Source organism: Vibrio sp. JZG10, from assembly GCF_054064075.1.
In genome coordinates, this window is record NZ_JBSUGE010000002.1 from 321,416 (window position 1) to 334,372 (window position 12,957).

Here is a 12,957-nt window from a genome sequence, read left to right on the forward strand (position 1 = left end):
GAGCCAACGTATTCCGACAAGATAATGCCAATTTCAAGCGCATCTAGCAGCTCTAGGCTCTCATCGTTTTGGTATTGGTCGCTCATTGTGACCTCCTTTATTTTAAGCTCTCTTGCTTGTACTTGCTGACGGCTTGGCCTTGCCATATCCACGTCAACAACTCCTTTTTATAGTCTTTATATGACACATTCATGACAGCGAGAAGTAAAGATTTAAAAACCTATGAGCAGAATCAAAAGTAAACGTTTGCAACCAGATTTCATATCTACTTAGCACTACAGAGAAATAGCTCTTTATCAATATTTATGTCAATTTAAAGATATAACATACCGTTATAGGCGTCCTTAGATCTCATTTCTTAAACTAAATTTAGTTTTCGTTACATATTTTGCTGATTAACTTCGCATATTTTGTTTCGATATAGCAATAGATTTGGTCAATATCTTTTATCTCTAATGGAGCTTTAAATGAGAGAAGTTGAGTTTAGAACGATAGACAGGCTGTTTATCAAGATGTCTATCAACGACAAAATATGGGTTATATTCCTGCTGTTTTTAGTAGCCCTCACTTCTGTGGCTGGAAGCCGCTACTTCAATGAAATACAACAATTTAAACAACAAGCGATTTCTGCTAGCGAAGCGAAACTTTCTGGTATTGTTGACGCTCAACCAGGTCATGTTCCACAAATTGACGGCGTATCGAAATCAAGTCGCGTAAGCGAGAGCTCTTTTGTTGATGGCTCTGTCACCGCTTATGCAAAGTTGCATTCTGGCGAAGTGATTAAGTTGACTCAAAACGTATCCGCGCAATACGAATCTGCAAAGTCGTCAGCCTTAACCTCTCTGTTACTCAGCTTTTTATGGGTTGTTCCTTTTGCCCTTTTCTCTTACTGGGTTGCGACCTTTATAGGAGGCGCCCTGTGGGTTTTATATACGACAACCGAAAAAATTGGTGAAGGTGATTTAACCTCTCGCCTTGGTTTTCATCCTGGCCGAGACGAGTTTGGCACCATTGGTTGCGCGTTAGATAAATCTATGGACACCTTAAGTGAACTGGTTAACAGTGTGAAAAATAATGCGGCTACATTGAGTGAGACATCTTCTGCATTCGAAAAAGATATGCAGTTGAGCGAAACGCAGATATCTCATCAATATCAAACACTCGATTCCGTCGCGACAGCAATGGAAGAAATGACAGCCTCTGCAAAAGAAGTATCCAGCATTTCCCAACAAGCGACGATGCAATCCGATCAGGATGCTCAAAAGATCGAGCTAAGCAGAAATCGCGTGCAAAATGTGATTGGAGAAATTGAGACGTTATCCAGCTATATTGAACAGGCTTCCACATCAGTAACCAATTTAAATGAAAACACGACGCAGATTAATGACGTTATCACAACGATCAATGCCATTTCAGAACAAACCAACCTATTGGCTCTGAATGCGGCAATTGAAGCGGCTCGCGCCGGGGAGCAAGGTCGTGGATTTGCTGTGGTTGCTGATGAAGTGCGTACATTGGCAAGCCGAACTCAACAGGCAACAGTAGAAATTCAAGCCATGATTGAGAAACTACAAGCCGAAAGCCAGAACATTGCTTCAATCACTGATCGAACCGTTCAACAAGCGCAAACCAGTAGCCAGCTTATTGATGAAATTGGTCATGATGTGACGTCCATTGCTGAATCCGCACGCTCATTGATGGACATGAGTATCCAAATTTCCACCTCAGCAGAAGAACAAAGCGCAGTCGCCAACGATATTGCATCTGAGCTTTCAGAAATTCGCAGCCAGTCGAGTACAATCAGAGAAGTTGCAGAGCAATCTACCGTAGGGGTAGCTAATCTCACTCAGGCGTCAGTGTCTCTTGGTGAGGTATTACAACGCTACCGCACAGCATAACTTTGCAGCATTTATGATCAACAAGGGCTCCTGAGGAGCCCTTTCTTTAAACCGTTTTCAGCCGTTATCGTCGATATTTTCTACTACACACAAGTGGATATTTGAAGTGAATCTCAAGTTCTCGCTGTACCTGATGAAATAATGTTCATAAACAAAGCGTTCCGCTATGCTTAATCCTGCCAATTCCAATTTGCTGCTGGAAAACAATATGAATAATTACAAAGATACAAAAGACATCGAAAACCTAAGTTGCCCTCTCTGCCAGGGGGATGAATATCTCATTTCATCGGATGGAGAGAAATTCACATGCGCTGCTTGCGGATTTCATACAAAAAGCTTCTCATCCATCCAATGCCTACATCAAACCCCTTACCTACAGTCCAAACTTAAACATATCCATAGCTTAAGTACGATGTGCCATTAAGAGATTAAACAGAGCAGCTAAATAACTGCTCTTTTAATTCATCTAAATGTTGAATGCGAATTACGCGCTCATCATCAACACGATTGATTGCCTCACCATTAAATAGCTGTACGGTTTTAATGCCAGCGTTTAATCCCGCTTCTACGCCTTTAGGTGTGTCATCAATATAAAGACAGTCGCTCGGTAAAAAGCCCATGCTCATTGCACTGTACATAATTAAGTCAGGTTCAGGCTTCCAACTATTCGCATCGAATGCAGAGAACACTTTCCCTTGGAAAGCATCGAGCAATCCTGTTAGCTCCAATGCGTATTCTATTTTATCTTTCGGCCCATTGGACGCGACACAATATTCGATATTATGCGAATCCAAAAACTGAATTAAACGCTTTGCGCCATCCATCGGCTGTAAGTTGCGAACAAAAAGAGACTGGACTTCTTCACGGTATTGCGGCTCTAAGACATCAATAGGGACTTTGATATCTTTCAGCTCTTTAGTATCTAAAAGGATGTCAGCGAGCTTTCCTCCTTTAAAATGAGAAACGCACTCTTCCATCGTTAATTCTGCGCCATGCAGGTTAAATACATTGACGAGAGCTTGGCAACACAATCGTTCACTATCGACCAACGTACCATCACAATCAAATATCACGCACTTAATATTGGTAATTGCCATAGCCATCTCCAGACATCTTAAAGGCTAATGCCCTAGCTGATTTTAAAAATGTTGGCTTAATCTTATTTAAGTTTGGGATTGTTGAAACGACGAGCTTGGCATTTCATGGAAATAGAGGGGAGCAATTACAGTTTTTCTAAGCAAGATCACCTATCGTCATCTTGCTTTGCTTTTTATGCATTTGAGTGCGCAAATTAGCTTTCAATAATCACCGAATCTAAAAGCTTATGTTCGGTACTTAGTCTTTTAGCAAGATCCGCCACAAACGAACTCTTGTATTTTGATTCAGAAACCGCGACATCAGAGATAAGCGTGTTTCCTTCAAGGTGGCTAATAATAGCGGCACCAATTGGAGCTCCAGATTTAAAACCAACATATAATTCAAAATCTGGCGTTAGAATTATCTGAGTAAGATATTCCACAATCATATCTTTATCGTACTGTTGATCCCAACGCTGAGACTGCAGGACAGAAAACATGATAGTAAGTCGGTGAAAATCGACCAGAAAAATATCGTCAGAGCTAAATTCAGAATTACTCTCAAGTAGCGTGTCTTTGTCGACCACTTGATAGGTTGCTTGTTCTAGTGCTTTGAAATAGACATCACGCCCTTTCAGACTCTCTGGTGTTGGAAATTCAACTTCAACCAGATCATACAGCCATGTATTTTTACGCTCGATACTGGCTAACTGTTGTTCATTCATTTTGATACCTTAGTTGCAAAACGAAATGTGCAGAGTGTTTCATTCTCACATAGAGTGAAGCTTAGACAGAGCGACAAGCGATATAAAGTCAAACATATTGGGAGAAAGTATGGTCACTCTAACTCATCATTTCGTTTAGAGCTGTACATTAGCATGAAGCCCACAACAAACCTAGCGTGCGTAGACCTTTCCTTGGCTAAATTTTGTTTTAGTTGCAAACCTCTGATAGATTTCATCAATATCTTTCCTAGTTAAGGACAAAAATAATGAAAAAGATGCTGTTAAGTGCATTGCTTGCTACTACGCTGGTTGGTTGTTCAGATAACGATGTTGCTGATGTAGGACTCGGTTGGTTTACTTTGAAAGACATCAAAGTAGGTGAATTAAAAGACGAGGTAGTCACGGGGGTAACGTGTCATATAGCTTCTATCGAAGCCGATTTTAGCTTAGCGGATCCAAGTGACAGCTCAATATCATGTCGTCAGACTGGCGAAATCACGCCGGAAATGATTGCAAAAATAGATAAAAGTAAGTCTGGCGAAATTGTATTTAAGAAGTCAAAAAGTATTTTCTTCAAAACAATGAAGGTTCGCCGAATTTATGATGCAGACAACCAAACCTTACTCTACCTGTCTTACACAACAAAAGAGACAGACGGTAGCTTTAAGCACAGCCTATCGACGGTTCCACTTTGGGGCACCAAGGCTTACGTTGAGCCAACTGAAGTGAAAAAGTAACGCAGCTAATTTTGAGTAGCTCCAAGCTCGTTGTTAAAGAGAATAACCGATCAACAATCTGAAAAGCGACCAATTGCAGTACTATAAGCATCAGTAATTTAGGCTATCTTGGTCGCAATTTCTCCAGCTCGCTGATTTTTTCAGCGGGCAAACTTCTTTGTAATAAAACGCCACGATTTTCATTTTTTTGTGATACAATCCCGCCTCTTTTTTTTTCTCACTCAAGAACAAGCATGAAGTTTCCTGGTCAGCGTAAATCTAAACACTACTTCCCAACTCACGCTCGAGATCCATTAGTAAACCAAATCCGACAAGCGCCTAAGCTATATCGCCCAACTATTGTTGGTGTCGGTCAAACCATCGTAGATATCGAAGCGCGTGTAGATGATGCGTTTTTAGAAAAATACAACCTAAGTAAAGGACATTCACTCGTTCTTGAAGAAAGCAAAGCAGATGCACTTTACGAAGAACTGGTTGAGCAAGGCCTAATCACACACCAATACCCAGGTGACACGATTGGCAACACGCTCCACAATTACTCAGTATTGGCGGATAGCAAATCCGTTTTGCTCGGTGTGATGTCCAAGAACATTCAAGTTGGTTCTTTTGCTTACCGTTACCTTTGCCGCACCTCTTCACGCATGAACCTCAACCACCTACAAACGGTAGATGGTCCTATTGGTCGTTGTTATACCCTGATTTCTCAAGATGGCGAACGCACATTTGCTATCAATGAAGGTCACATGAACCAACTACTTCCGGAAAGCATTCCTGAAGAGATCTTTGAGAAAGCATCAGCTCTGGTTGTTTCTTCTTACCTAATGCGCGGTAAAGAAGAGGATCCAATGCCGAAAGCGGTCCAAAAAGCGATCGACTTTGCCAAGAAGCACGATGTCCCTGTTGTACTGACTTTAGGCACAAAGTACGTTATCGAAGGTAACGCGCAGTGGTGGCAAGAGTACATTCGCGAGAACATATCTGTTGTTGCAATGAATGAAGAAGAAGGCGCCGCATTAACAGGCGAGACAGAACCGCTAGCGGCTGCTGATAAAGCACTTGAGTGGGTCGATCTTGTTCTATGTACTGCAGGGCCAAATGGCCTATACATGGCAGGTTACACCGACGAAAAAGTAAAACGAGAAACCACACACGACATTCTTGAAGGCTCAATTGAAGCCTTTAACCAATACGAATTTAGTCGTGCGATGCGTAAAGGAGATTGTGAGAAGCCAATGAAGGTATACTCTTACATTGGTCCTTACCTAGGTGGTCCACTAGAGATTAAGAACACCAACGGCGCAGGTGATGCGGCGCTTTCTGCTTTACTGCATGATATGGCTGCAAACTCTTTCCATCAAAAAGAAGTGCCTAACTCAGAAAAGCACGAAGTACGCTGTTTGACTTACTCATCACTTTCTCAGATCTGTAAATATGCAAACCGAGTAAGCTATGAAGTGTTGACGCAACACTCTCCTCGCCTATCGCGAGCACTTCCTGAACGAGAAGATAGCTTAGAAGAAACTTACTGGGATCGTTAAGATCACAGCTTTAAAGCTAAAAATACATCAAGGTCACCATTTGGTGGCCTTTTTGTTTTGATCTGGCGCAGTAAATAGTAGATTTTGTTAGTATGTAGCACAGTATAGAGCAGTAAACTCTTTACATACCGAATCGAAACCGTACCATCACCGAGCAAACGTTTGCCCAACAATAATACTTGCTCCAACTCAGATTGTTTTTCAACACTACCTGCGAGTCACTTTAGGGATTATCCATGCAGTCAGATATTGAAATTTGCCGAAACACACCACTTTCTTCTATTGATGTTATTGCGGAAAAAGTAGGGTTACTACCCGAAGAATATGACACTCACGGGAAGCACAAAGCCAAAGTCCATCCAAAATGTTTGGAGCGGCTCAAAGAGAATGATAACGGTAAGCTTGTGCTTGTTACTGCGATCACTCCTACCCCACTTGGCGAAGGAAAAACCGTTACAACTGTCGGACTGGCACAAGGTTTAGCTAAGCTTAGACAATCCGTTATCGCATGTATTAGACAACCTTCTATGGGGCCTGTATTCGGTATTAAAGGCGGTGCTGCTGGCGGTGGTTATTCCCAAGTTGCTCCAATGGAAGAACTGAACTTACACCTTACTGGTGATATCCATGCGGTGACGGCAGCGCATAATCTAGCTTCAGCCGCTCTTGATGCTCGCTTGTATCATGAACAGCGTGAAGGCTATGATGCCTTTGAAGCACGTACTGGATTAAAGGCACTTAGAATCGATACGGCAAGCATTACTTGGAAACGAGTAATGGACCATAATGATCGTGCACTACGTAACGTCAAAATTGGGTTAAATGAGCCAGGAAAAATCATCAATGGATACGAACGCGACGAAGGGTTCGATATTTCTGCCGCGTCTGAGTTAATGGCTATCATTGCACTGGCTAAAGATTTGAAAGATTTACGTCAGCGTATCGGGAAAATTGTCGTAGCGTACGATTTGAACGGAAACCCCGTAACCACGGAGGATCTGCAAGTTGCAGGAGCAATGGCAGTGACATTAAAAGAGGCCATTGCACCGACACTGATGCAAACTCTGGAAGGTGTTCCTACGTTGATTCACGCAGGCCCGTTTGCGAACATCGCCCATGGAAATTCATCCATTATTGCCGACGACATCGCGCTAAAGCTATCAAGTTACACCGTAACAGAGGCGGGGTTTGGTTCGGACATGGGATTTGAGAAAGCGTGTAACATTAAAGCTGCCGCCGCCAGCAAGGTGCCAGATTGTGTAGTGATAGTAGCGACATTACGCGGCCTCAAAGCAAATTCTGGACACTACGATTTACGACCAGGTATGGCCATTCCAGATTCCATTTTTAATCCAGACCAAGCAGCATTGGAAGCGGGATTTGAAAACTTAAAATGGCACATTAATAACGTCCATAAATATGGCATTCCAGCTGTTGTCGCTATTAACCAGTTTCCGCAAGATTGTGAGAAAGAGCTTAAAATACTTGAAGAGCTGGTTCAGAAATTTAATCCGGAAGTTAAAGTCGCTATCAGCACCGCTTTTGCGCAAGGCGGGCAAGGCACTACTCAGTTAGCTCAACATGTTATTGACGCTTGTACCCAGCCTACAGAGTTTCGTCCTTTATACAGTAAAGAACAATCGTTACACGAAAAACTTATGGCTGTGTGTGAAGCTGGCTATGGTGCCGCCAATATAGAAATGAGTTCTCTTGCTACTGAACAGCTCAACCATTTTGAAAATCTAGGTTTTAACAACTTAGCGGTTTGCATAGCGAAAACTCCACTATCGATAACAACAGATTCCGCTGTCAAAGGTGCGCCGACAGGTTTTACCGTCCCTATCCGCGAGTTACGTCTGTGTGCTGGCGCTGGGTTTGTGTATGCGTTATCAGGCACGGTGATGACGATGCCAGGTTTGCCTGATAAACCTGCATTTATGAATTTAGACCTTGATGATGAAGGAAATATCGTCGGTCTCTCTTAGTGTAACGTCAACGTATAGTTGACTATAAAGGAAGCACGTTTAAAGAGTGAGTGGTTTACTTCTATATCCACTCACTTTGAACAGACGAAGAGGCGTGCTTGATTATCTTTATCTTACTGTTTTATCGTCACTTTACATTGTAAATCCATACTTATTTTCTCCCCTTCCCTATAATTTTGCGCCAATTTGATGCACGGCCTACTTAGCACTTCACCAATGTGGTGCAATTGCCTTGCGATGAACTTTTAACTCCTTTGATTTTTAAAGAGATATTCTATGGCTCGAATCTTGTACTAAAGTTTGCAGTAGTAAACACATCAGCACATGCACTTTCAAAACCTCTGCGCTGTACACCACTTCCTCCTGGTTAGCACCGTTTTGATGCATGCAAAAAAGGGAAAGGGAACAATATGGAAGACGCACTCGCCGTAATTTTAGCAGGAGGGATGGGGTCTAGACTCAGCCCACTCACCGATGATAGAACCAAGCCAGCAGTACCTTTTGGCGGAAAGTATAGAATTATAGATTTCACACTAACCAACTGTTTACACTCAGGTTTACGTAAAATCCTTGTTTTGACCCAATACAAATCTCATTCACTTCAAAAACACTTGCGAGATGGTTGGTCGATATTCAATCCAGAGCTTGGCGAGTACATTACTGCGGTTCCACCTCAAATGCGCAAAGGTGGTGCATGGTATGAAGGAACCGCTGATGCGATTTATCACAACATGTGGTTACTATCGCGCAATGACGCGAAGTATGTGGTTGTGTTATCCGGCGATCATATCTATCGAATGGACTACGCCGCAATGCTTGAAGAGCATAAAGAGAAAGGTGCTAAGCTCACCGTTGCCTGTATGGATGTTCCCGTAGAGGATGCTTCAGCATTCGGCGTAATGGGCACCGCAGAAAACGGTCTAGTTACTTCATTTATAGAAAAACCAGAATGCCCACCTACCCTTCCAGGAAGCAAAACCAGAAGCCTCGTTTCCATGGGGATCTATATCTTTGATATGGATGTTTTAAAAGAAGCACTCGAAGACGACTCAAAACTCGATTCATCAAGTCATGACTTCGGAAAAGACATTATACCTAAGCTGATTGATACGGAATCCGTTTATGCTTATCAATTTTGTGGCAGTAAAGGGCGCGTTGATAAGGATTGCTACTGGCGCGACGTGGGTACCATTGATTCCTTTTATGAAGCGAATATGGATCTGCTAGAGCCAGTACCACCAATGAACCTATATCAATCCAATTGGGCGATTCGTACTTACGAGCCGCAGTTTCCACCAGCTCGTACCGTATCGTCAGCCACGGGTAATGAAGGTATTTTTATTAACTCCATCATTGCTACCGGTGTCATCAATTCTGGAGGCTCAGTACAGCATTCCATTATTTCCTCTAACGTACGCATTCAAGACAGTGCAACGGTTGTCGATTCCATCATTTTTGATGACGTAGAGGTCGGTGAAGGAAGTCAGTTGGTCAACTGTATTGTGGATAAACATGTTCGTATTCCGCCACATACTCAAATTGGCATAAACAAACTAGAAGATGCGAAGCGATTTAAAATCTCAGACAAAGGTATTGTCGTCATACCCGAAAGTTATCAATTCGATTAAACGACAAACCATCGCAACAAAAAAGCGCACGATCATCATCATGCGCTTTTGTTTAAATGCCTATTAACGTTAGGCTATAACAGTTAATCAAAAACGATTAGATGTTACATACCGTTGACCAGCTACCATCTGTGCCCGGCTCAGCCGCTGTCCACCAGTTCGCTTGGTAAACCACACCGTTGTGGATGATCTTATCGCCTTGGTTAGCGTGGCTTGGGTTACCAGCCCAATCCGTTTGTGGTAGAGCTGGGTATGTCACTAAACCTGTCGTATCACACGTACCTGGTTCAGTAGTACCACCATCACCCGAGCCTGCATTTAGGTCACCAATTGGCAGTTCTGGCTGTTCAAACTTGAACGCAAACTCTTTACCACCAGAAATCACTGAGTAGTTAGCCGGACCAGAGATTGGTAGGTAGTAAACCATATCAAGCTCGTAAGTACCGCCCGCTGGTAAATCTTTCCAAGCAGGTAGAGAGAACGATACGCGGTGCATTACGCCATCTAAGCCACCGATGTTGTTTGCTCGAGTATGTCCAGAAGCAATGACTTTCAAACCGCCACCAGATTGATCTTTCGCGTTATCAGGAGCTGATACTGGGATATCAAACTGGAATTCAGTACCACCAGGGATCGCTTGACCAGTGTTGTTCGTAAACGTGATCTTCGGATTAATTGGGTAGTTTTGGTCGCCAACCTTAAAGCCGCCAACGCTGACTGTAATGTCTACCGCTTCTGTTGGTGTTGGACCCGTCGCAACTTTATTGCCGTAAGGTGTTGCAGACTTAAACTTGTCGTAGATAGCTTTGGTCATAGTGTTACCCATGTGGTACTCACCATTACCAGCTGCACAAGCTTGTTCAGTTGCATCTACTGCCGTACGATTACCATTTGCATCCAGTACGTAACAGTTGTAGTCACCTGCCAGTTCCCAGAACATAATACCGCCGATTTCTTTATCGATAACGTAATCAGCTTTCACTTCGATAGAAGCTTTATCTTCCGTAGATAGGAACACGCTCTTCTCTGCGTTCCACAACCAAGGCGCTACAGCAACGCTATCGTAATGACGAGTATATGTACCAACAAACTTATCCGAAGGATCGTTAACTGGATCAAGACCGTACGCGGCTGCGTAAGAGCCCCAAATACCATTTTCTAGGTTCTTCGCATGCCACATTGGGTTAGAACCAGCGCCCATTTCGTTGCCTTTAGGGTCGGTATCGTGCCACATGTTGTCGATACCAATAGCGCCGTGACCACAGTTGTTCTTCTCCCCTTCACCGGTACCTGGTTGACACTCAGCTTGGTTCGGCAGTGCTGCTCGGCCCCATAGGCCATTTTCACCACCAGTAACACCTTGCCAACCACGGGTGTAGTAAGGAACACCAATGTTGATACGACCTGCAGGCATAGAACCACGGAAGTAATGGTAAGCCCAGTCTGTGTTCAAGTAACCGATACCACCGTATGCAGCAGTGCCGTATACGTTCCACTGCGCTAGCTCCGAGTCTTTACCTGTATCGAATAATGCTGCGTTGTGACCAACGTGATCATTCCAAGCCCCATGCAAGTCGTAAGACATGATGTTTACGTAGTCTAGGTACTTAGTTACATCGAAGGTTTCCATACCACGCAGTAGGTAACCTGAAGATGGTGCTGCGATAGTCAGCATATAATGAATGCCATCTTGCGCGGATGCCGCATCAAGTTTCTCACGCAATACTTTCATCAGCTCTTGGTAAGACGCCCATAGATACTGACGACGTGGTTCCATGAAGTCTTTGTCGTAAGGGTTACCAGCACCAGCCATTGATGTTGGGTATTCATAGTCAATATCCAGACCGTCGAACTTGTACTGACGCATCATTTCAACGGCTGAAGTTGCGAACTTCTCGATGCCAGCATGGTTAATAGAACCGTCTGCATTCGTAGTCATGGTGTAGAAACCACCGTCAGCCACACGATCGCCATTCGTATCGAAGTGACCGCCCGTTTCAGCCCAACCACCGATAGAGATTAGCGTTTTAACATCATGTTTTTGCTTGTAAGTCGCTAGCGCACCAAAGTGACCTTTAAAGCCAAGAGCAGGATCTACCTCAACGCCAGGCCAAGTTTTACCCGTAGCAGGGTTGTTAGGGTCATTAACGTCACCAACGTTTACTTTACCATCAGAACCAATGCTCACAAACGCGTAGTTAATGTGAGTAAGTTGCTCCCAAGGAATATCTTTAACAAGGTAAGTCGATTGAGGGTCCTCACCTGCGCGCCAACTAGTAAAGTAACCAATCACACGACGTGGGTGATCGGCGCCCATTTTCTCGCGACCTTCTTCGTCATAAATAGAACAGTAAGGAACGTCTACACCCGTTGTTTGATACAAGCCATCAGGGCGACAGTTAGATGTCACCGCACCACCGTTTACCGTTAACGTCGCAAGTGCAGAATCTGCAGTTGCTCCGGCATCATCGGTTGCTCTCGCATAAACACTTAGCGAACCAGCTTGTGAAGGCGTTACATCAAGCGTGTATGGTGCAGTTGTTGCGGTGCCAGCAAGGACACCCGCCACATAGAAATCAACTTTAGCAACGGTGCCATCCGCATCTGCGGCATTCGCAGTCAGTGTGACGGAGCCACCCAAGTCAATAGAAGTCGCAGAAAGTGCAACATCCACTGTCGGCGCTTCGTTACCAGATTGTGCTGGTGCCACAGTTAACGTCACAGCGCTTGCTGTGCTTACTGCACCTGTATCGTCATACGCCTTAGTAGAGAATTCGTGCTGGCCTTCAGTCGCTGTCCATGACGCAGCATAAGGCGCAGACGTTGCCTGACCAACTAATACGCCATCAACAAAGAATTCTACTTTGCTAACAGTACCATCGGTATCAGCTGCATCTGCAGCTAGGTTAACAACATCCCCTGCAGTCACAGAAGCCGACGCAGAAGGCGATGTTAGAGTAACAGTCGGAACTTCATTCTGAGGTGGATCAATCGGTCCAGTGCCATCACATGCGCCAAGTGTTTCCCACTCGCCCCACTCACCAGATTGCGCTGGGTTACTGTTTTGCGTCCAGTAGCGTGCTTTGTAAGCATTACCTTCATGTTGAACTTGGTCACCACCGTTATAAACTTTTGATGATTGCCAAGTTTCTAGAGGGGCACAGTCAACCGCTGCGTAGCTATTGAAGGCCATAAGACAAGAAGCGGTGAGAGTGCTTAGTGTGAACACGCTTTTCACTGCGTTGCCGTTTTTAAGGTGCATAATCGCTCTTCCTTAAGTTATTGTTAAAACAATACTAAATGCGCTAAACAAAGCGCACTTATACTTTTATTTCGACGTAAAATAACTTAAGTACAAGTTGGTGATTTC

General features: G+C 43.9%; 8 protein-coding genes. 5 read left to right on the top strand and 3 right to left on the bottom strand.

Annotated elements, in window-relative coordinates; all coding sequences use genetic code 11:
- The first annotated feature begins 467 nt into the window (after positions 1-467).
- Entirely contained in the window at positions 468-1,898 is a 1,431-nt protein-coding gene (locus ACWYVB_RS03985) for a methyl-accepting chemotaxis protein (protein WP_457528052.1), read from the top strand.
- A 428-nt stretch (positions 1,899-2,326) separates the two neighbouring features.
- On the opposite strand, the gene ACWYVB_RS03990 is transcribed toward ACWYVB_RS03985, so the two are convergent.
- Entirely contained in the window at positions 2,327-2,995 is a 669-nt protein-coding gene (locus tag ACWYVB_RS03990) for an HAD-IA family hydrolase (protein ID WP_074190646.1), read from the bottom strand.
- 194 nt (positions 2,996-3,189) lie between these two features.
- Entirely contained in the window at positions 3,190-3,699 is a 510-nt protein-coding gene (locus ACWYVB_RS03995) for a hypothetical protein (RefSeq protein WP_006742250.1), read from the bottom strand.
- A gap of 266 nt (positions 3,700-3,965) precedes the next feature.
- Here ACWYVB_RS03995 and ACWYVB_RS04000 point away from each other — a divergent pair, with 266 nt between their 5' ends.
- From ACWYVB_RS04000 to glgC, 4 genes are all read left to right on the top strand, one after another.
- Positions 3,966-4,436, top strand: a complete 471-nt coding sequence (locus tag ACWYVB_RS04000) for a CreA family protein (RefSeq protein WP_005397614.1) — start codon at positions 3,966-3,968, stop codon at positions 4,434-4,436.
- A 233-nt stretch (positions 4,437-4,669) separates the two neighbouring features.
- Entirely contained in the window at positions 4,670-5,974 is a 1,305-nt protein-coding gene (locus tag ACWYVB_RS04005; RefSeq protein WP_005397615.1) for an inosine/guanosine kinase, read from the top strand.
- Positions 5,975-6,210: 236 nt separating this feature from the next.
- Positions 6,211-7,959 (top strand): formate--tetrahydrofolate ligase, encoded by a 1,749-nt coding sequence (locus ACWYVB_RS04010; protein ID WP_074190644.1) that lies wholly within the window; start codon positions 6,211-6,213, stop codon positions 7,957-7,959.
- A gap of 410 nt (positions 7,960-8,369) precedes the next feature.
- Positions 8,370-9,587 (top strand): glucose-1-phosphate adenylyltransferase, encoded by a 1,218-nt coding sequence (gene glgC / locus ACWYVB_RS04015; protein WP_006742254.1) that lies wholly within the window; start codon positions 8,370-8,372, stop codon positions 9,585-9,587.
- Between the two features lie 97 nt (positions 9,588-9,684).
- On the opposite strand, the gene ACWYVB_RS04020 is transcribed toward glgC, so the two are convergent.
- Positions 9,685-12,849 carry a chitinase C-terminal domain-containing protein gene (locus tag ACWYVB_RS04020; RefSeq protein ID WP_258614544.1) on the bottom strand — a complete coding sequence of 1,055 codons (3,165 nt, stop codon included), beginning with the start codon at positions 12,847-12,849 and terminating at the stop codon, positions 9,685-9,687.
- Between the last annotated feature and the right edge of the window lie 108 nt (positions 12,850-12,957).

Excerpts from the sequence above, each read along its gene's own strand:
- ACWYVB_RS03985 (WP_457528052.1), top strand. The coding sequence starts at position 468 with ATGAGAGAAGTTGAGTTTAGAACGATAGACAGGCTGTTTATCAAGATG.
- ACWYVB_RS03990 (WP_074190646.1), bottom strand. The coding sequence starts at position 2,995 with ATGGCAATTACCAATATTAAGTGCGTGATATTTGATTGTGATGGTACG.
- ACWYVB_RS03995 (WP_006742250.1), bottom strand. The coding sequence starts at position 3,699 with ATGAATGAACAACAGTTAGCCAGTATCGAGCGTAAAAATACATGGCTG.
- ACWYVB_RS04000 (WP_005397614.1), top strand. The coding sequence starts at position 3,966 with ATGAAAAAGATGCTGTTAAGTGCATTGCTTGCTACTACGCTGGTTGGT.
- ACWYVB_RS04005 (WP_005397615.1), top strand. The coding sequence starts at position 4,670 with ATGAAGTTTCCTGGTCAGCGTAAATCTAAACACTACTTCCCAACTCAC.
- ACWYVB_RS04010 (WP_074190644.1), top strand. The coding sequence starts at position 6,211 with ATGCAGTCAGATATTGAAATTTGCCGAAACACACCACTTTCTTCTATT.
- glgC (WP_006742254.1), top strand. The coding sequence starts at position 8,370 with ATGGAAGACGCACTCGCCGTAATTTTAGCAGGAGGGATGGGGTCTAGA.
- ACWYVB_RS04020 (WP_258614544.1), bottom strand. The coding sequence starts at position 12,849 with ATGCACCTTAAAAACGGCAACGCAGTGAAAAGCGTGTTCACACTAAGC.